Source organism: Burkholderia cepacia, assembly GCF_029962485.1.
GTDB lineage: Bacteria > Pseudomonadota > Gammaproteobacteria > Burkholderiales > Burkholderiaceae > Burkholderia.
Window position 1 is genome coordinate 689791 of sequence record NZ_CP073638.1, and the last position, 21538, is coordinate 711328.

At 66.0% G+C, this 21538-nt stretch carries 11 protein-coding genes; 2 read left to right on the top strand and 9 right to left on the bottom strand.

Going from position 1 to position 21538, the window contains the following annotated elements:
- Window positions 1-43: 43 nt before the first annotated feature.
- A complete protein-coding gene (locus KEC55_RS19635) occupies window positions 44-211 on the bottom strand; it encodes a hypothetical protein (RefSeq protein WP_282509846.1) in 168 nt (55 codons plus the stop codon).
- Window positions 212-410: 199 nt separating this feature from the next.
- On the opposite strand from KEC55_RS19635, the gene KEC55_RS19640 reads away from it, so the two are divergent.
- Window positions 411-884, top strand: coding sequence for a hypothetical protein (locus KEC55_RS19640; RefSeq protein ID WP_282509848.1), 474 nt, complete (start codon window positions 411-413; stop codon window positions 882-884).
- 105 nt (window positions 885-989) lie between these two features.
- Here the strand turns inward: KEC55_RS19640 and pal are convergent, their stop codons facing one another.
- The 4 genes from pal to KEC55_RS19660 form a co-directional block, all read right to left on the bottom strand.
- On the bottom strand, window positions 990-1481 hold the full coding sequence (gene pal / locus KEC55_RS19645; protein WP_282509850.1) for a peptidoglycan-associated lipoprotein Pal: 492 nt from the start codon (window positions 1479-1481) through the stop codon (window positions 990-992).
- A gap of 354 nt (window positions 1482-1835) precedes the next feature.
- Window positions 1836-3047, bottom strand: coding sequence for a porin (locus tag KEC55_RS19650; protein ID WP_282509852.1), 1212 nt, complete (start codon window positions 3045-3047; stop codon window positions 1836-1838).
- Window positions 3048-3287: 240 nt separating this feature from the next.
- Complete coding sequence (locus tag KEC55_RS19655) at window positions 3288-3866, bottom strand: hypothetical protein (protein WP_282509854.1); 579 nt, start codon at window positions 3864-3866, stop codon at window positions 3288-3290.
- 35 nt (window positions 3867-3901) lie between these two features.
- Window positions 3902-4348 (bottom strand): VOC family protein, encoded by a 447-nt coding sequence (locus tag KEC55_RS19660; RefSeq protein ID WP_282509856.1) that lies wholly within the window; start codon window positions 4346-4348, stop codon window positions 3902-3904.
- A 329-nt stretch (window positions 4349-4677) separates the two neighbouring features.
- On the opposite strand from KEC55_RS19660, the gene KEC55_RS19665 reads away from it, so the two are divergent.
- Complete coding sequence (locus KEC55_RS19665; RefSeq protein ID WP_282509858.1) at window positions 4678-16947, top strand: LWXIA domain-containing protein; 12270 nt, start codon at window positions 4678-4680, stop codon at window positions 16945-16947.
- A gap of 175 nt (window positions 16948-17122) precedes the next feature.
- Here the strand turns inward: KEC55_RS19665 and KEC55_RS19670 are convergent, their stop codons facing one another.
- The 4 genes from KEC55_RS19670 to KEC55_RS19685 all read right to left on the bottom strand — a co-directional run bounded on the left by KEC55_RS19670 (window position 17123) and on the right by KEC55_RS19685 (window position 21536).
- Window positions 17123-17380, bottom strand: a complete 258-nt coding sequence (locus KEC55_RS19670; protein WP_282509860.1) for a PAAR domain-containing protein — start codon at window positions 17378-17380, stop codon at window positions 17123-17125.
- Between the two features lie 100 nt (window positions 17381-17480).
- On the bottom strand, window positions 17481-17687 hold the full coding sequence (locus tag KEC55_RS19675; protein ID WP_282509862.1) for a hypothetical protein: 207 nt from the start codon (window positions 17685-17687) through the stop codon (window positions 17481-17483).
- A gap of 124 nt (window positions 17688-17811) precedes the next feature.
- Complete coding sequence (locus tag KEC55_RS19680; protein WP_282509864.1) at window positions 17812-19311, bottom strand: virulence factor; 1500 nt, start codon at window positions 19309-19311, stop codon at window positions 17812-17814.
- Entirely contained in the window at window positions 19308-21536 is a 2229-nt protein-coding gene (locus KEC55_RS19685) for a T6SS effector phospholipase Tle3 domain-containing protein (protein WP_282509866.1), read from the bottom strand. The genes KEC55_RS19680 and KEC55_RS19685 overlap by 4 nt, the downstream gene beginning before the upstream one ends.
- Between the last annotated feature and the right edge of the window lie 2 nt (window positions 21537-21538).

Sequence of the window (21538 nt, forward strand, 5' to 3'; positions counted from 1 at the left end):
GTGCCTGCGCGCGATGCGCTGCCCCGTTTTCTCCAACGGCGCGTCAGTAGCCGCCGCCCCCTCCGCCACCACCTCCGCTGCCTCCCGAGCCACCGCCGTACCGGCTCATGCCCGGTCCTTGCGACACGCCGTTGCCGGACGACATGCATCCCGCCGACAGCACGAGCACCAGTGCCGCGATCAGCGCCGCGGCCAACGTTGCCGATTTCATTGCAATCTCCTTGCAGCGCGCAGGTCGCAGGAAAGGCCGGTTCGCGTGAACCGCGCGTCTGCGCGATGACGAAACGCGTCGGGCGGGGCGTTTATTCCATGCTTTTTGCGTATTGCCGTGCGCGAAGGGGCCGGATCCGAAGTATGGCGCGGCGACTTGGTACACTCCGGCACGCCGCCATTCCGATTCCGAACAAAAAATGAGAGCACCCGTCGAGCGCCTGCCGCGTCGATCGTCGCGCCTGTCCCATCCCGTCGTGCTCGGCTGCGTGTCGTTCACCATCGGCGGCCCGCTGATCGCGGCGCTCGTGTGGCCGGCCGTGATGCTGATCGCGTGGAGCCTGATCGACGGCCCGTCATGGAAGATGCTGGGTGCCTGCGCGGGCATGGTGCCGCTGGTTTTTGTCGCGTCGTTCGTATTCGGTTACTTCGTGCCCGCGACGATCGCGGGCGGCATCCTCGGCGCGATCGGCACGCGCCTGGCGCGGCGCTGGTTCGTGTTGTTGGGGATCGTCGTGGGCACCGGCATGATGGTCGGGTATGTACTGCTGCTGACCCGGCTGATGAAGTCCGATGACATCGGCGGCATCAACGTGATCGCGATACTCGATACGATCGTGACCTCCGCCGTGATGTCGCGCTGGCTGCATCGGCGGCTCGAACGCGCCGGTTGAGCGCGACGCGAACCGTGATCGCGCACGAACCCGGACACGACGAATCGCACCCGCGGCCGCGTGCGTGGCTTTCCTTTGCACGGACGCCGCCGTTGCGGCGTCGGATCAACGATAGACGAGATCGGCGCGACGGTTCTGCGCCCACGAATCCTCGTCGTGGCCGAGTGCGACCGGTTTTTCCTTGCCGAGGCTGACGGCTTCGAGTTGCGTCGCCGGCACGCCGAGCGTCTGGAGCGCGCTGTTCACCGCCTGCGAACGGCGCTGGCCGAGCGCGAGGTTGTATTCGGACGTCCCGCGTTCGTCGGTGTTGCCCTGGATCAGCACGCGCCGCGAGGGATGGCTGCGCAGGTAGTCGGCATGTGCCTGCAGCAGCGACTGGAATTCGGGCTTCACGGTGTACTGGTCGAAATCGAAGTAGATGCTGCGCTTCGCGAGCGGGCTGTTCGGATTGTCGAGATCGTCGGCCGTCACCGTTGCGACGGCTTCGCTCGAGGGCGCAGGCGGCGTGCCGGCATTCTCGGGCGTTTTCGCCGCGTTATGGCAACCGGCCAGTAGTACGAAGGTTGCCAGGACCGCAAATCGGTTCATTTTGCTCATCGTTCGTCTCCAGCGGTGGACTGCGTTGAAAGCGTGGCGCATGCCATCCGCATGCACGTATCCGGCCGCAATGGCGCGAAAAAAACGGCTCCGTCGACGTGATGCATATTCGTAAGCCGGCGGTGCGCCATATGAAAGAGTATTGCGTCCGGCGCGCCGAAATACGGCGTCGCTGCAAACAGATTAGGAAAAATGTCACAGCGTGACCAGTTTCTCCGCATTTTTTGCGCAGACGCGACAGTCGGGTAGACATTCTTGCTCCCGCCCGCTGCGCGGTACGGGCTGTCACAGCAAAAAGGCCGCGCACGTGCGCGGCCTTATGGGGGCGACTGGCGACGATCGAGCTACGCGTCGTCAGAACTTGTGCCGCAGCCCCAGCGCGACGACCACCTGGTTGCTGTTCGCCGAAGGCGTCAGCGTCCAGACGGTGGCGTTGAACGCCGGATTGCCGTTGCCGCCGCTCACGCTCTGGTAGACGCCCTCGAGATAGGCGTCCGTGCGCTTCGACAGCGCATAGTCGGCCTGCGCGACGACCTGGTTCCATTTCGGGCGTGTCTGGCCCGTGCGTGAGTCGAAGCGGCCCATCGTGTACGTGTACGCGGCGGCCACGCTCAGCGCACGCGTGACGAAGTAGCGTCCATCGACCGTGAAGTTGTCGAACACCAGCGATTCGCCCTTCAGCGGCGCGATGTTGCCGCCCTGGAGCACGCCCGTCACGCCGTCGGTGGTCGAATGCGACCACGCGGCGCCGACCGAATGCGGCCCGAACGCATAACGGCCGGCCATGGCCCAGATCTGCTGGTTGCCGCCCGTGATCGTCGCCGAGCCGTCGACCGTGCTCAGTGCACCGTCCGGGTTCGGTGAGTTGCGATCGCGGCTGATCTTCAGGTAGCCGGCGCCGAGCTTCAGCGGGCCGTTCGCGTACGACACCCCCGCGCTCCACGCCGCGTTGTTCGCGAGTTGGCCGGCCGCGTTCGAGAAGCCATACATCGCGCCGAACGTCAGCCCGTGATACGTCGGGCTCGTGTACTTCACCGCATTGTTGATGCGGATGTTGCGGTTCGAATCGTCGTTGTCGTACGGATGGACCGCGAGGTTGCCGCCCCAGCCGGGTCCGGACGCGCCGAGCGGCGTCACGAAGTCGAGGATCAGGTCGTACTGGCGGCCGAAGGTGAGCGTGCCGGCCGCCTTCGAGCTCACGCCGACCCATGCCTGACGGCCGAACATGTCGACGCCTTTCTGCGACAGCTTGCCGTTCGTGCCCGAGAAGCCGTTCTCGAGTGCGAACACCGCGGCCATCCCGCCGCCGAGATCCTCGCGGCCGCGCAGCCCCCAGCGCGACGCATTCAGTGCACCGCTCGTCAGCGCGACGGTGCCGCCGCCGGGCGAGCCCGCGCCCTGCGTGCGCTGGTTGGTCGCGTAGGTGATCGACGTATCGATCAGGCCGTACAGTGTCACGCTGCTCTGTGCGTGCGCGATGCCCGGTGCGATGCCGGTCAGGCATGCGGCAATGACGGTCCCCGCGACACGTGCGCCGGCATGCTTGTTCATCTGGTAGGAATGCATAGGATTTTTTATCGTTGGCCCGGCACGATGGCCGGCGGGTCGCGTCGGCATACTGGCCGACGGATCGAGCGGCCATTATTGGAGATCGTGCGGCCGTCGATTAAGGCGTTGCACAGGAAAGGTCCTGTGCGGAATCGAATGGAATCGAGGCGGGCGATTGCGGGGATTCAGGCGGGAACGGGACGTGTGTCGCGGCGTCAGGCCGGTCGAACCGAGATCGCTTGATGGTCGGTCGAACGCTCAACGGCGGGCAACCGGCAGCGCGGTGTCGAGGCCGCCGCTTCGATACGCGGCACGAACGGCGCTCGCGCGGGCTTCGAGCGCGTCGGGCGTGAGCCAGCGTCGCAACCGGACGCAGACGCGCGGCAACGCAGCGAGCTGGTTGCGCAACTGCACGATCGACCGGCAGCAACGGAAGGTCGACGATTGCGCATCGGCGCCCGTTGCGGCCTCGGCGAGCGCGGCCGTCCATTCGACACCGCGATGGCGCCTGGCTTCGTCGAGATGCGGCAAATAGCGCGCGTCGCCCGATAGCGCGATCAGCAACGCGGCCCAGTGCGCGCCGCGCCATCCGAACTGCAGGTCGACTGTCAGGTCGGCCAGCAGCGTGTCGTCGAGCACGGACAGGCTTTGCTGGCACAGGTAGTGGAAGTCGAGCGGCTGGTAGCGGACTTGCGGGTAGTCGCGCAGCACATGCTCGAGTTCGATACCGGCATCGACCGCGGCAGCCAGGAACGATTCGGCCGGCGCCGGGCGGTTCAAGTGCAGCGTTGGCACGAACAGGAACAGCCGGCTGATGTCGTCGGGGTGGTAGTGCATCGCGAATGTCGTGGTGGTGGCCCGGAGCAAACTGGCTACTGGTCGCCGGACAGTAGTGCCGTGTAACGTCGTTGCATTTCATCGGGCTCGAGCGTTTCGATCGCATGCCCGATCGCCCAGTCGTACCCGAACGGATCGCGAATCTTGCCGGAACGCTCGCCGTAGAACTGGTCCTGGATCGCGCGCGTCAGGCTGGCGCCGGCCGCGATGACCGCGGCGATCGTCGCGTCGGCATCGTCGACGTGCAGGTGCAGCAGCATCGGCGCCGTGCCGTCCGCGTCGAGCGCGCGTAGATCGTATTCGGGGAACTCGTCCGAGAGCATCAGCGTGCACGGCCCGAGCTGCAATTCCGCGTGACCGATGCGTCCCGACGGTTCGACGAGACGGTATTTCTCGCGTGCGCCGAATGCCTTCGTGTAGAACGCGATGGCGTCGTCCGCGCGTTTGGCGCGCAGATAGGGAAAGACGTCGAGAATCGCCATGAGGTCCTCCGGTGACGGTGCGGGGATGCGCGTCGTACGGGCGTACACGGCAGGCGCCGCGGATTTTGCCAGACCAGGGAGTATGGAATGACGGCGTGGCTGCAGGCAACGGGAAAAATTTACCGTTCGCGCGGTATCGGGCCGGCATCGGAAAGCAACGGCCGTTACCCGCGTCATATTCGTAGCACGCATTTGCCCCTGCCGGCGTAACCGGGCCGGCGACTACGTAATTCGCGACTTTTTGCGCGTGATCGGTTCGGCACAATGGACCATTGCGCGTGGCGGCCTGCCGCTTGCCTGGACCGTCGCGCCTGCCCGGGAGAACGGACATGGTGTTGATGGCAGTGGGAGGCGGTGGCGGACCGGTGGACGTGCCGCAGCCGCAAAACGACAACAACCCGACGAACAACAACGGGGCGAACAACAACGGCGCCCCTCCGGCCCAGACACCCGAGCAGAAGGCCCTCGCCGCGGCACAGGCCGAGACGCAGCGGCTGCTCCAGCTTGCGCAGGCTGAGATGGCGACGCTCAAGCGGCTGAACGACCAGGGCGCGTCGCAAGCGGACCTCGACAACCAGGTCAAGAAGGCCGAAACCGCGTGGGGCGCGGTGCAGGTGGCCGTCGAGAATCAGATGCGCGTGGCGGCGGACGGCGGCGGCGACACGAACAAGGCGATCGCCGGCGTCGCAACGGACCTGCGCAACGCGACGCCGAACGATCCCGTGCTCGGCGAAGTCCTCGACGACGCGCAGAAGGCTGTCTCGGCTGAATCGGCGCCGCAGCGGGCGACCAACGAAAAGGCCTTCCAGCTTGCGCAGGCCGCGCAGCAGGACCAGAACGCGAATACCGACTTGCAGCAGTACAACGCGTTGCCGGGCGGTATCCGGCGCGACGACCCCGATACCGGCGCGCAGTTGCGCCAGGCGGCCAGCACGGCCGATGCCAACTCCGACACCGCCTACACGGCGCTGACGAACGCATTGCGCCATGAATACAGCGTGTCGGCCGCGACGCTGCGCCTGAACGACGCGAAGGCCGACTATGCGGCGTGGCAGAAGGAACCCGGCGGATTGCGCCGCGCCGACGAGGCCGACATCACGCAGGAAATGTCGCAGGCGCAGAGCCAGTACGACAAGGTGGTGACGGGCGGCGACGACACCGCGCTGACCTACGTGACGCCCGATGAGCAGAACCAGGCCGTCGCGTCGGTGAAACAGAACCACGACGGCATGTGGTACACCGGCCTCGTCGACGTATTCGGCGAGCAAAGCCAGCTTACGCGCACGATCGCGACGATCAATCCCGACGATCCGTCGCTGACGCCGCAGATGAAACAGCTTGCGCAGTCGGATCCGGTCAGCTTCGCGCTGATGCAGGACACGGGCCAGACCGTCGATCCGAACGACCCGAAGCTGTCGAAGCAGGAGCAGGCGCTGGCCGCGCAGAATCCGCTCGCGGAGGCGTTCGTCAAGCTGACGGGGGTGCCGGTGAACCCGGCGGGCCTGAGCGACGCGGACGCCAAGGCATTGAACGCGCAGATCGACCAGGCGGGCGGCGTGTTTGCGTATGCGATGGCGCACGTCGACAAGAACTCGCCCGCGTACCAGAAGATCCAGACGCTGCTCGCGGCGGCACCCGACGTGCGGCTGCAGTACACGAAGCAGCAGGTCGCCCAGCTGATGCAGAACCCGGGCAGCAATCCCGGCGCCGCGCTGCAGGTGCTGAAGACCAACATGGACGCATCGTTCTCGCTGGACGAGCGTCAGACGCTGTGGACGCAGGCCGGCCAGCCGCATTTCGACGCGAAGTTCATCCATTCGCAGATCGATCCGCTGATGCAGAAGCCCGATGCGGATGCGACGGATCAGGCGAGCATGCGTGCGCGTTACGACGACACGATGAACGCCGACAAGGCGGGCAAGTGGATGCAGGACATCCTGAACAACGCGCCGCCCGAGTTCGCGGGCGTCGTGCTCGACACCGTCGAGAAGGATTTCAACAACAAATGGATGCAGACGAACACGGGCACGCCGCAGCCATACGGGCAGGGCACCGAGTTCTTCAAGGGGCTCAGCAAGGCGGTCGGGCTGGCCGACCAGCAACCGACCTCGAACGGCGTGCCCGTGCAGCGCGAGGACGACGTCGCGAACTGGCTGCTCGACGACAAGAGCAACGCGAAGGCGGTGATCTACACGCTACGCGGCAGCGACCCGGGCTACGGTTTCGACAGCGTGCGCGTGGCACTGTCGTCCGGTGTCGATCCGTCGCTCGCGAAGGCGCTGCTGTCGAAGATGCAGGGCAATGACCAGTTCCGCGGAAACTTCGCGGTCGACTTCCAGCTCCGTTACCAGCAAGGCGCCCAGAACGCGCAGAACAAACAGAACAGTCAGGCCGCAACGGCCAGCTACAACCTGTTCAAGTCCAATCCGGACCAGCAACTGAAAGCGTATTTCAACGACTTCCAGAAGAACTTCGACGGCCAGTCCCGCACGTTCACGGTCGGTTCCGACCAGCTCACGAACTTCGTCGGCGTGGGGCTCGGGATTCAGCCGGACGACCCGGGTGCAGTGCCGACCGACCGGAACGACGTGCCGTCGATGGCAACGCTCGAGCAGTTGATCGTCAGCAACGGGCAGTTGCAGAGCGGTACGGCGGTGAACAGCCAGTCGCTTTACGCGAAGAATTCGGCCGCGACGCAGATGATCCAGACCGTCGTCGACCAGATCCGCAAGGTCGGCGGCGATCACGCGGTCGTGTCGCTGGTGCCGATCTACTACGTGTCGAAGGGAACCGGCACAGCGCCGAGCGCGCTGTTCAAGGTGCAGGTCGCGGGGCATCCGGGCCAGTACCAGCTGATCGACGACCGTGGCTGGAAATACGACAGCGTCGACAACTACCAGCACAACAATGCGCTGTCCGACGATGGCCAGCTGTATGTGCCGAAAAGCATGACGACCGATGCCGCGACCGGCGGTTTCTCGCAATACCAGTCGATCGACGCGCACAAGACCGAGTGGTACCAGCACGTCGAACACTACCTCGAGATCGGCACGGGCATTCTCGCGGCGGCCGGCGGCGTCGTGCTGGTCGCGAGCGGGATCGGCGCGCCGGTCGGCGGCGCGCTGCTCGGCGCCGCGTGGACGACGGTCGGCGTGGGGATGGCGGTCGGCGTGCCGGCCGCGATCGGCGACCTGAAGAACCTGAGCGATCACGGCCAGTCGATCGGCTTCGGCAACGCGCAGGCGCGCGGCGACTGGATCAGCCTGATCGGCAGCGGCACGGGCATGGCGGGTGGCGGGCTCGGCGTGGCGGCGAAGTCGCTCGCCGAAGCGTCGTCGCTGCTGCGCACGACCGGGCAGGTATCCGACATGATCACGCTCGCATCGCGAGGCGAGGGTGTCACGGCCGAGGCGGCCGGTGTCGGCCGTTTGACGCAGGGGGCCGACGCGTTCCAGACGCTCGCGCAGATGACCGGCCGCACGGCCGGCGTGTTCAACGTCACCGGCGGCGCGATCGGCGGTTACCAGATGCTCGACCAGGGCGTGTCGCTGGTGAAGAACTGGGACGCGATGTCCGACTCCGATCGCGCACAGCAGTTGCTGAACCTCGGGATCGGCGTCGCGCAGATGGGCCTCGGCTCGCACACGCTGATGGAGCGGCCGATCCGCGCGATCACGAAGACGCCCGCGCCGCCGTCGACACCGAGGCCGGTCTCGGTCGACGTCGTGAACGCGACGCTCGCCAACGGGCTCGCGAACCAGCGTCTCGCGGTCGGCGAGATCGGCAACCCGTGGCAGCACGCGGAGCAACAGGCGAACAGTTTCGGCGAATCGGCCGGCGATGGCGAACCGGTGTCATCGGCCGACGCGGGGCTGCGGTCACGCTTCTCCGCGTGGCTGCGCGCGCGCCGCGCGCAGGGCACGCCGGAAGAAGGCGACGCGATCTCGTTGCGGCTGGCGCCCGACCCGGAGGCAATCGACGGCGAAACGACGCCGGCGATCGCGCATGCGCTGGCCGCCGACGAAGCGCCGCCGGCCGGGGCCGGCACGCCGGCAACGACGGGCCACCCTGCATCGTGGGAAATTCCCGCGCGTGCGGCGGCCGATCCGGACGTGCTGCGCAGCGTGGTCGGATCGGTTCTCGTCGGCGGCAACCGTCTCGAAGACATCGAATACTACGTGTACGCGCTGGAGGATACCGAAGGCAACGTGCGCAACCCGGAGGAGGACGGACTGCCCGCGACGGGCCACGGCAACCTGTCGGACGACATCCGCGCGGCGAACGCGGACGGACGGCGTGCGGCTGCTGGAAACGATGCGGCGGCACGCGCGGCAGCGGCTCCCGAAGCGGACGGCACGATCGGCGTGACGCGATATGCGTCGTACCACGACGCGATGATGGTCGCGCTCGGCGGGACGGTGGCGGGCCGCTACCAGGTCGCACTGGTCGACACCACGAGGCTCGCCGCGGACGGCACGGTGCCGCCCGAAGCGATGGTCGGCCATGTCGGGCTCGACGATGCCGGCAAGGCGCTGACCCTGTCGATGAACGATACGTACGATCGCACGCTGCGCGTGGTGTATCCGCGCGGATTCGATCCGGCCAAGCCGCTGATCCGCTACGAGGACGGCAAACGCATCGACGTCGTCAACGCGCTGACCGGCATGCACGAAACGCAGTGGGGCGCGTATCCGCGCCGCGAAGCCGACCTCGCGATCTATTCGAATCACCCGTTGCAGCCCGAGAACCGGCTGCCGGCCGGCGAGCGGCCGTTGATGCCGGTGCCGCCCGGCTACTTCGCCGTGTACGCGCACGCGTGGTCCGATGCGATCGCGAGCGCGACCGGCAAGCCGATGAGCGCCGACGATGTGGCCGCGATGGTGCGCCAGAGCGGCTGGGACGGCAAATCGCCGGTGATCCTTTACGCGTGCGGTGCGGGCACGCGCGTGACGTCGTTCGCGCAACTGCTGGCGAACGTGCTCGGGGTGGACGTATACGGCTCGAGCGGCTTCGTGGTGTGGCGTTCGCCGCGCTATCGCAGCGACGGCCCCGACTCCGGTTATACGGCCGGCATCGAGCTGGAACCCGGCGCCCCCAGTTACGCGGGGAAGCCCGACCATTCGGTGCAGCATGCGCCGCGCACCTACCGATTCTCGCCGGCTTTGGCGGTCATCGATCAAGGCGCGCATGCGGTCGACTGGAGCACCGTGGCGCCGCGCCCGGTGTCGAACCGCTGGGGCGGCCGCGATGAGACGGGCGATTCGCGCGTGCCGCTCGGCGTGTACGTGTGGCGCGTGCTGACGAATCGCGGGGCGATCGTCAATCCGCGCAGCGGCCGCTCGGCGAGTGCGCTCGAGATGACGTACGCGCTGGAGGATCTGGCGTGGAAGGGCTACACGCCGGGCGTGCCGGTCGCGCTGGAGGGGCCGCACAGCGGCGCCGATCCCGAGTTGCTGCAGGAATTCGCGGACTTGATCCAGGCGCCGGTATTCGGCCGGCTCGGCGACGACGACGCGGCCGGGTGGCGGCGCGCGATCCCCGATCCGGGCCGCCGGCTCGCACGTTTCCAGATCGAACCGGACGTGAACGGCAAGTTCTCGCCGGGCCGGGCGCAGCCGGTTCGCGTCAATCCGCTGGAGTTGCGGCCCGTGCCGGGCTCGAGCGTCGTGAACCTGCTTGGCCATGCGACCGCGCGGCAATTCCTGAAGGTGTCGGGTTTCGATATCGCCGAATCGCACGGCACGCAGCCGCGCGACGTGAGCTGGGACAGCTCGAGCGCCGTCACGCAAGACGGCACCACGATGTCGCCGCGGGAATTCGCACGCAAGCTGCTCGAGGATCCCGCCTACACCGAAGGCAACGGCGTGCTGCTGACGGGGTGTTATCTCGGCTCCGGCGGCTACCCGTTCGCGCAGGAGCTGGCATACGAGCTGCAGGTGCCCGTGATCGCGTCGATCGCGTCCAACTCGGTGCGCGGCACCGGGGCGCTGTACCTGTATCCGATCGGCGACGACATCATCGTGCCGGCACACGATCCCGACGTGTCGACGCGGCTCTACCTGCATATCCCGGAGGCCCCCGACGCGAGCGACCCGCCGATGGTGTTCGCGCGACGCGGCGAGCCCGTGCCGAACGTGGCCGCGCACGACAACGCACCGGTCGAACCGGTGCGCCCGATCGAAGCGCAGATCGATCCGGAAGCGGACAGCGGGCGGCGCGGCAACGCCGGTGCGCAAGGCGATGCCGGGCAGCCGGTGCCGACGCCGCGCGGGCCCGCGCATCCGCGTCTCGGGTCCGAACCGGACGCGGGCGAGCCGCCCGTTTATGTGCCGACGCCGATCGTCGAGGTCGGGCCCGGGCAGATCTTCACGGCGGACGAATGGGCGGTGCGCACCGAGCAGGCCATCGCGGACGAGGCCGACGACGGCCTGTCCGGCATCCCGCAGAAGACCTATCCGAAGAACAGCCGCGTCTATACGGATCGCAGGATCGTCGACGGCGGCGTCGTCACGACGACGATCCACGGCCAGTCGATCCTGCAGACGGGATTCGACGACGTGACCGGCGTCGACGCGACGCAGCATCCGGAATTCCTGCGCCCGGCCGACACGCTGCTGATGCCGCCCGGCGACCCGCTGCATGCGATCGGCGCGCGCGCGCTGATGTCGCCGCCCGGTCATCACGTGGTGTTCGGACACGGGATGTCGGCCGACGCGATGCTGGGCCCGGAAGGCCGGCCGCTCACACCGGACGAGGTGGCCGCGCGCGTCGCGCCGCATCTCGAACCGGGGCAGGACGTGACGCTGTACTCATGCTTCGGCGGGTCGACCAAGCACGATCCGTTGCGGGTCGCACCTGGCCAGGTGAGGGCCGCGAGCACGACGTTCGCCGCCACGCTCGCACAGCGTCTGTCCGAGCTCACGGGCCGGCCGACGACGGTGTGGGCGCCGCCGGACATCCTGCTCGTCCAGCCCGACGGCTCGGCGGCCGTGCGCGGGACGCGGCCGACCGGCCAGGTCGACAAGGATCGCCTGGCGATGCAGAGCTTCCGCGGCGACCCGGCCCGCGCCGGACGCCCGGTGCTTCCCGCTGGCGTGGAGCCGTCGCCTGCCACCGCTCCGACGGCGGCCCGGCCGATGCGCGAGGCGCCGGTGCGCCCGACGGTGCCGCGCGTGTCCGATCCGACCTTTGCCGATCCCGGCTACGACTTCACCGCGATTCCGGACGGTACGTTCGAATCGGTCACGCTCGACCATCCGTTCCGCAGTGCGCTGGCCGATCGGCCGGGCGTGATAGGCGACGCTGCGCGCGTGACGCAGGCCGGCGGCACCGTGAGCCAACGCTGGCCGAGCTATTTCCTCGACGAGCCGCAGCCGACCCACGTGATCGACGGCGTGATGCAGGCGTTCGACGAAGCCGGCCTGACCAACCTGCGCGTCGAATTCGTCACGCGCGACGGCAGTATCGTGCTCGGCAGCGGCACCGATTTCGGCCGGCTCGATCCCGAGGACGGGTGGTTCCGCTTCAGCGGCACGGTGCCCGACGCGACGGTGGCGGCAACGCACGCGCCGGGCCACGCGACGCCCGATGCACAACGCGCGTTGCCGGAAGGCACGCGGGTGGTCGCGCATGACGATCTCGGTCCGGCGCTCGATGCGGCGCATACGGGGCCGCGCCATCACGCGTACGTGCCGGCCGATGCGCTGCCGGACGCAACCGCCTTCGCGCAGGGCGACCTGACGGCGCAGGAACGCGTCGCGGCCTACGCGACGGCGCACCTGGCCGCCGTCGAGGCCGCCACGCCGGCCGACGTCGTGCTGTTGTCGGCGCTCGGCCACGATCCGGCACGCGCGCTGCGCATCACGACGCCCGGCGGCGAGCTGTTCAAGCCGGCCGGCGTCGACATGTATGTCGTGCGAACCCGTGACGCGGCCACCGGCGACGTGTCGTACCGGCTCGCCGGTATCGATCGTTCCGGATTGCCGGAAGGGTATGCGGCCGTGCATGCCAGTGGATTGCGCGCGGTCGGCGCGGTCGGCAGCCGCCCGGTCTGGCCGATGCTCGGCGGAGCGGACCCGGCCGCCGGCCGCCTCGCGGGCACCGCCGGCGACCCGTCCGGCGCGGCGACGCCTGCCCCCGTCGCCGGTCATGCGGGCGCGCCCGCCGCGCAGCAGGGCACCGCGGTGGCCACGGCGGCCGAACAGCAGGCGCGTGCCGCCGCATGGCTCGACAGCGTCGGCCGGCGCACGCTCACGCGCGTCGACGGCCGGCACGCGCCGACCCTCGACGGGCTGGCACACCAGCTCGGACCCAACGCGCACGTGCTGATCACGGCGCATACCGTACCGCCCGCCGACGGCGCCGAACACGCGGCGCCGAAGGTCGTCGCGGTACTCGAAACCGATGCGCACGGCACGCTCGGACCGGTGCGGATGCTGAACGGCAAACGCGTGCAGCAGACGCTTCAAAAGGCGCTCGAGCAAACCACCGGCCACGGGCGTCGCGTGCGGCGCCAGTACGATTTCTACGTATCGCCGGTCGCGCACGACGAACTGGTGCAGCTCGGCGGCCCGTCGAAGATCGAGACGCCGGACGGCAAGACGTCGTGGCCCGTGACCGCATCGGCCGGCACGATCGATCCCGCGCTCGCTGCCGACGTGTCGAAGCTGCAGGACGCGCCGGCCTTCAAGCGGCCGCGCCAGGCCGTGCGCGCGGTCGAAGGGGCGCACCGCTGGATTCACGTGATCGAGGACGAGACGGGCAAGGTGCTCGGCTACGCACAGCGCAACACGAACCACGAATGGAAGTACGTCGAAAAGGCGCCGCTCGGCGATACCGAGATTCCCGAGCAGAACCTGCGGACGGTGTTTCGGCGGCGGCGCCGCGGCGGCATTCCGGTCGGCCGTTCGCCGCGCCGCGGTATCCGGTTCGTGGTCAGCGACGTCAGGCCCGAGGTCGTCGATCGTATCGGCGGGTTCCGGCCGGCGAAGGACGCCGCTGCCCCCGACAAGAAGCCGTTGCGCTCGGCAGGCGACATGTTCCAGTCGATCGTGCCGGTCCGCAAGCCGCTGGCATCCGCGGAACAGGGCGGCGGCGCGAACGTGGCGCCGCGGCCGCCGGTCGATCCGCACCTGATGCCGTCGGACAAGTCCACGCTCAACGCGGTCGACTTCAGCGGCAACGGCGTGTCGCACCTGTTGACCGCGATCCGCAACGGCTCGCTGGATGGCAGCCATCACGTGATCTACGTGTTCAAGACGGACCAGCCGGTGGCCGAGGCGCTCGACAACCCGCTCGGCGCGATCGCGGCGCGCAACGGCGAGATGCGCTGGTTCGACGAGATCAAGCACGCGGGCAACCTGAACAAGCCGGGGATTGCGCTCGACGAAATGCCGATTGGCACCGATCGCTTCGGCGCGGACGTGCATTTCCTGCTCACGCGGTTGCAGCCGCGCGATTTCCTGAACAGTGCGCGGCCGACGCGTGTCGCGGCGCTCGAGGCGCGTGAGAAAGCGCTCAAGGAGCAAGTGTCCGACGCGCAGGCGCGCGGCCAGCAGTCGGCCGCTTTCCGCGCGCTGGCGGCCCGCCTCCAGCACGGCTATAACGACGTGCGCGGCGAACTGCGGCGCCTGCGGAGCAGCGGTCAGGTGCCCGAGCCGCTGTCGATCGAACCGTACCAGCCGGGGTTGCCGTCGGCCACGGTCGTCGAGTTCAGCCTGCGCAACGGTGCGGCGAAGTCCGACGATTATTTCCCGACCTACGACCAGGTTGAGGCGTACAACAAGCAGGCGCAGCGGCCCGGCAACGTGAATCTCGTGCTGAAGGGCGACCCGCAGGCCGTGATGGTCGACGTCGGCATGTGGCGCACGCTGCTCAACAAGCTGTATGTCGCGCGCGACGTGTCGACGTCGGCATCGCGATTCCTGCCGGTCAACAGCAAGCTGCGGCCGCACACGCGCCGCGTCGGCGCGGCGACCGTCGCCGACAAGCGGATCCGGCAATTCTTTACGCGCTCGGCCCCGCAGTTGCAGGACCGGATGGTGCCGATGGCGCGTTCGTATTCGCTGAGCGACGATCCGGCGCTGATGGGCGCGCAGGTCGAACGGTACGGCGGTGTGACGCCGGTCGTTACGCTCGTGATCGACCCGCACTCGCTCGCGGCGGCGCTCGGCAAGGCACACGATCCGGACTTCCTGCGCGCGGTGAAGGCGCTCGGCGACCAAAAGAGCGCGAAGTTCGACGGCGAGAACGGGATGATTCATCCCGCGCCGGGCTCGAAAGGAAAAGCGCTCGCGCTCGACGATCTCGACCATCTGCACCGCTGGCTCGACGAGGCGGCGCGCACGGGTTTCGCGATCCGGCTCGAGACGGCGCCGTCGCGCGCGCTCGTGTCCGGCGTCGACTACCGGTTCCAGTCGGGCACCAACGACACGTATCACGACTATGTGCGGGTCGTCACGGCGCTCGAACGCTGGTCGAACGCGCATCCCGATACGGTCGCGCCGAACGTGATGGTCACGTTCCACGGCTGGGACACGGTACCGGAATCGGTGCCGGGCGCGGGGCACGAGAAGCTGTTGCGCGCCGTGCTCGAGCGCAAGGGGCTCGAATGGGTCCACATGGGGCTGTCGTACGGCACGCACGGCGCCGACTTCATCGGCAACCAGGAGCTCACCAGCGCGCTCGCGAAGCTGATCGTCGACAACCGCAAGCGGCCCGACGTGATCAACCGCCTGCACGGCGCGGACGCGTTGACACGCGTATTCGAACGTGTCGACCGGACGACGCTGGCGAATCAACATCAGCTGCTGTTTGCGGAGGTCGAGCGGCTCGGCGCCGCGCAAGGGATGACGCCCGCCGAAATCGCCGGGTTGCGCCAGAAAATCTACGAAGGCAACACGACGGTGTGGCTGAATCAGGCGCGCAAGGCGACGATCGAGCATGCGACGAAGCAGTGGGAGGCCGACGGCAACAAGCCGCGTTTCCCCACGGACAAGGGCGCGCGTGCGTTCGGCGGGCGCTGGCTGGAGCAATACGGCAGCAGCGTGCCCAAACGGGTGAAGACGCGCGCGCAGCCTGCCGCGGCGGACCCGCTTGATTACTGGCGTGCGGTCGTGCGCGATCCCGCGCTGCTCAACGACGGCACGAAGCCGATCGGCACGAGCCGCCGGGAGGCCGCGCAACTCGCGAAGGTCGATATTCCCGACGCGCAGCGCGCACAGGCGGAGCTGCATGCGCTGCGCGTGCACAACGAGCCGATCGGCGTCAACCGGCCGCCAACGTCGTGGTGGAAGCGGGCTGGCGGCGACCTCGGAGCGGCGGCCGTGACCGGCGCCGCCGGGGCCGGCGTGCTCGTTACGGTGGGCAGGGAATCGGTGCGTACCGCGACGAACTCCTTTTACGCGGGGCTGCGGGTCGGCCGCGTGTTCCAGGCGCTGCATCACGGTGCGGTCGCCAGCCTGAAGAACGGCGATCCGCGCGTGTTCGACCGGGTCGTCGACCGGCTCGTGCGCGGGTTGCAGACGCAACTGAAGGCGAACGGCTTCGACGTGGCGGGGCGCGGCGCGCAACTGGAGCAGATCGCGTACGAAGGCAAGGCCAAGGCTGCGCAGCTGCGCGGGCTCAACGAGGACGGTCAGCTGTCGTTCGACGACACGGTGACGCATACGAAGGCGATCGCCGCCGACATGCTCTCGCAGATGCAGGGCGTGGTGGGCGGGACGTCGTTGAAGCTGCTGCACCACGGCAGCCCGCGGCACTCGGTCGGCCGGATCGGCCGCGTGCTTTCGCTGGGCGGCTACGGCGTCGCGATCAAGTTGAACATCGACAAGGTGAGGGCGACCGGCGACTTGCTGGCCGGCGGACAGGCCCTGGGCGGAATGTTCGGCGCAGCGTATACCGGCATCGTCTACCGGGGCAGCCTGCGCGGCATGAACGCCGACAATCGCAGCCAGCTCGCGCGTACCCTGAGTGCGACCGGCGATTACGTGACCTCGGCGATGAGCATCGCGGGCGGCATTCATACCACGATGACGGGCGATCCGTACACCGGGACGCTGACGACGATGTCGGGCTTGCTGCTCGGTGCCGGGCGCCTGCATTCGCATTTCCCGAACGCGACGCCGTGGCTGGCGCGCTTGCCGACCGGCATCGCGCTCGCGCCGGTGGCGATCTTCGGCATCACGCAAGGGATCAGCCTGATTACGTCGGTGATGGCGCCGGACGACAAGCACAAGGCGCCGGGTTCTTCGACGAATCATCTTGCCCCGAGCAACGGGATGCCGACGCCTGGCGCGACGACGGCGCCGGTTCAGCCGAACGCATCCGCGACGCCGTCGCAACCGGCGCAAACGCCGTCGAGTACGCCGAGCGCCACGCCGGTGACGGTGGCCGTGGCCGCGGGCGATTCGTTGTGGACGATCGCCGAACGTCACGAAGGATCGCTGCTTGCCGCGGCCCACGTGCCGGCGGACGAACAGCAGCGGATGTCGGACGGACAGCGGATCAACGTCGCGCTCAACGAGATCCTGCAGCTCAACCGGAATCTGGCGACCCATCCGGGCGAGATCGATGCCGGGCAGCAGGTCATTGTGGGGTGAAGGAGGGTGGTTGGCGAAGCGGGTAGTCGTCCGAAATGGAAATCCACCAGGATGAGACGCAAATCCACCGGGAGCGACGCGGGGGCGGGGCATAACGTGGCTCCTTGGCCATCAGTTTATGCCTCACGCACAAACATTCGGATAGGCTCTAGTTGGTCGACGTTTGTACCCGGAACTACGTTCGCCCGGACGTCGGAAGCGACGTGATCAGCACCGCACCACAGGAGGTCTTGTGCCCGTCGAATGATGCGAGGCTACCCTCAATGTCGAAATCGGCATCACCCTCCACGATTACACACTCGCCGTGGATAGGGCATGTGCAGCGGTCGCCGACTCGAGCGACCGGCCGCCCCATGACCTCGCTGTTCGCGGCACCTGACTCGACGCGTCCGCCGTGACTGTGTACGTCCCCAACCCGAATTACGCCGCGCATGAAAGCTCCTGGCCCTGGCTCCCGTCTGACGTCGGCCCCGCCGCACAATCACGTCGCACTTCCATCGTTATAACAATCCCCGCGCGGTGGCTATATCGGTTCATTTGCGCGCTCTGAATGCTTTGACTACACCCACAACGACCAGGATGACTCCGACGACCGCTATTAAAACGGGCACTGAAAAGACAAACGTCAACTGCGTATCGTTTTGAATATGCCACTGGTCGAATGCACCAATGGCCATAAAGACAATGAAGACAGAGAAAAGCCCGATCCCCGCGATAACCAGCCCAACGCCCCAGCCCATGAACTGCTGATGGCGAGAGGGCCTATACGCTCCCGGTTCCATAAAAGGTCCTCACCAAGAAAGCGAACGATGCGCGAATCGGCGCACTGCGCACGCTAACCGATCTAACGCATCATTCCCGTACTCAGAAGCTATAGCCTTGCCCGGATCGACTGTAATCGACATCGTGGCGCTTTCCCCACCAAGGCAGATAAGCACTGCCTTCGCCGGCCGCACGAAACCATGGTTTCTTAGGGTCGACCGGGTTCAGCTTTGCCGGCGGTACAACAACGACCGCCGTAGGATGTTCCGCATCAGTCGTGCCGGCCACAAGCGTATTGCCACCGAAATGGTTTGCGCGACCGATCGCCAGTGCTACGTCCGTCAATGCGGTACCGGCGCCCATCTCGCCGAGGAGCGCGGGCGTGTTGAACGTCTGCTTCTTGTAGTCGTATTCTGGCAGCACTTCGGTCAACGTCTGCGACAGCGCACCAAGGCGAGCGGACGCAGCGTCGCTGCCCTTGCCGGCGTCGTGGACCACGTAATGCAGATCAGCCGTTGCCACGCCTGCATTGTGAGCGGCCTGCTCGATCGTCGATTTCCAGGCTTGTACCGCACGGGTCGTCCCGGACTTCTTTTCGAAGTCGTTCACGTTGCCGAACGAGGCTCGCCCGATCCATGCGAGCGGTTCTCGCCCCGTCGCAAAGTCCGGCCCCGTCAGAACGAGCAGCACCATGTTCTCGTTCATCTGGTTGTCCTTCGGCGGGAAGCTCGGCGCGTCCCAGTTCATTACCCAAACGCTCTGGTCGGGATGCGTTTGCAGGTAGTCGAGCGCGCGATTCAGCGAAGTGAAGCCTGCGTTCGGGCCGCCAGACGTGATATGGACTTCGGGTGGGATGTCTTTACTCCAAAGTGTAGGTGCATCCGCGTTTCCAATCTCGAACGCGGACGTGAAGTCTTTCACCAGGAATTTTCGAGATTCTTCCGGGTCGAGGCGCTTCTCCGGGATTGCGAACTCAATATGCATGCCAGCGAGTTCACGCCAATTCTTCCGGTCCTTCGAATGCACGTTGTAGAAGTACGACGGATTCGTGACGTAAGTCTCGCCGAACAAAACGAGAAGCTGATCAACATATTTCTCGTAGAAGCCCTCGAATGTCTCACGGCCGTCGTTACCGTACGCTACACCTGCAACTGGTTGAACACTGGTGAAGCTCTTCGGATCCTCTTTCACCATGTCGTCGTGCTCATTGGGTTTGGCGAGGCCCATCGTCCAGAGCAACTGCCATTCGGTCGGATAGTCACGACGTTGGAGCGGGTTTAGCCACGCAAGGCCGACCACCTGGGCCCGAAACGGTTGATTGGGCAGGGGTGCTGCCACAGCCACGCTAGCAGTTGCCCCAGCCGTGGCCAAAGCGGCTTTTTCTCCGCCAGATTTCCGAAGTCCCGCCCAGAGCGCCAACACGGCGACCACAACCAGGAGCGGCAAGACAATCAATCGTTTCATCCATTCCTCAACCGAAAGCGGCTGCGGCGCAGCCTGCTGAGCATAATACGTCCACGTCGCTGCTACCGCGCCAGACAAGAGCAGAATGGCGAGCGCGACGCCAAGACGTCGCGGTCGAGTTGAGAGAAGAGCAGTCATAGCGGATGCGCCACCTCAAGGAACATTCCACCGTTCCGCTCGTCTTGGATCTTATTCGGCATGTGCGCTTCGGAGTCCGACTTGACCCAGCGTGATAGGAATTGTCCGTTCATTCGTCCCCAGACGAAATATTCGGCATACTTCTGGTGCGGATTGCTCTTGTCGAGTCCCTTAACAAAACGCCAGTCTGCCTCGATACGCAAATCCTTCCAATCTTCGGGCGTCAGTTTACACACACCAATTGCGACATCGTAGGCGAGAGCGTGCTCCGCGTGCATCGCGTTCGTCATGATCGTCGAATGGTTCGTCGGATTATTCTTCTCCGTCGCACCGAGATAGGTTGTCACGGTGGACGTCGAATACTCCCTCGCCTTGCCGTCAGCATTGAAGCCGGGTTGCTCTGAGGTCACATTGCCATCCGCGTCAATGAGTGAGCCATTTCCTTGCTCACGTTGGCGGACGGTTTGACGCACGACGGCATGCATTTCGTACCGCATATCCGCTTCGCTATCCTCGTTCCCGAGCGGTGCGGCGCCTTTGTAGTTGTCGATCGCGTCTCCTGCCTTTTTGTCAGCAGGGGCCTTGCTTTTATCGCGTGCGGCCGCGACCGGGTCATTGCCCTCATTAAAGAGGCTCGTTGCTGCTGGGCCGTCTTGGACGGGTGCGATCGGACTTCCAAATTTCATTGCCACTGGGGTGAACGGGTGATCCAGCTTTGGGGCGTCGATCGGAATCGCCCACCAGTCTGGTGGAGTCGCATTGACCGCCGGCCGTACCAGGTTGACGAGCGAGCCGATGCCTCGCATCTGCCAGATCCCGTACATGTCGTGAAGCGTCGTTCGATTCAGCAACGACTTGACGATCGAAAATTTTGCCTCGGGCGATGGGGGATACCAGAAGCCTTTCGTCTTTCCTTTCTGGTAGCGCCAGTCATTCTTCGTGTAATCGTAAAACCCTCCGGGCTTCTGGCCTACAAGGTAGCCCGAAGCGAACACCCGCTGAGTGAAGCAATCAGCGCCGGCTGTGACTTCTATCTCGTATTCGGTCATGCCGCGCCAGCCGATCCCCTGCACCGTTGTCGCCGAGATCACTTGATCATGCGGGCAACAGTAGAGCGTGACGCGGCCATATGTGCGATACGTGTTTCCGTAACCTGTCGGCCCCATGGAGGTCTTACCCCATACCTGAAGACCGTGCGCCTGTCGATCGTCTGCTGCCTTGTACGGTTTGCCTTTCGACGACGTGCACATATTGGACATTTCCGGATCAATATCCTCTGGCGTCGGTTCTTGGCTGAACCGTGCCCGGATGATGTCGAAGAAATTTGACAGGGTGCGCACTCGAGCCCCCCATGTCTCGCGGCCACGTCGACCTTCTGAATCTTTTGCGCCGCGTTGAGTCCAGTTATCGGGCACGTTGCTGTCAACCAGACTGTATGGCGCGTTTGCCAAAACATAGGCATCGGCGACGCACCGACCGGATTTCCCCTCGCCATCCTTTACATCCGGCAATTGGTCGCCGAGAAACGCGGCTGTGATTCCGACGATGTTGCCTTGACTATGACAAACCACCGTGATCGGACAATCCGCTTGCTTCTTCCTGATCGACTCGATCAGTTTCGCGAGGCGCAGCGCAGCCATGACCCCGTACTGACGGTTTGGCGTTGAGTACACCATGCGGGCATCAACGGGGTTCAAATCCTGGACCTGTAGCCACAGGAACAGTCGATCGTTGACCCCGACGTTCCACAAATCCGGAAGAGTGGTGCACCCATTTGCAAACGGTCCGCCACCCCAGTAGTTTTGTTCGTTCAGAAAAATGTTGCCGCCAAATTCCTGCAGTTCTTCTTTATTCGCCTTGTGCCCCCAGCGGAAATGGATGACCGGTGACCACGACGGGTCGGGTTGCACGTAGGTTTGCGGCGTCATCTTCGGATTGACGAAGCCGTCATTTGTCAGGAACTTGACGTACTTGGCCGGGGTGAGTTGGCCACCTTCCGGTCCTTTGAACATCATCTGATCGTCGAGCCGCCCAAGGCGGCGGTTCAATCCCTTGCACAGACCCTCTTCGGCCGGGCCGAACCACTCGCCCTCGGAGTTGACGCCGTGCACGAAAATCACGACACCAGGCAGCGGCATCGGTTTGACCGCGACGAGTTCCTTCTTCTTGTTCGGCAGCACCGTACCCTTTGCTGTGGCTGCTGGCGCGCGTTTTGTTGTTGCCATGA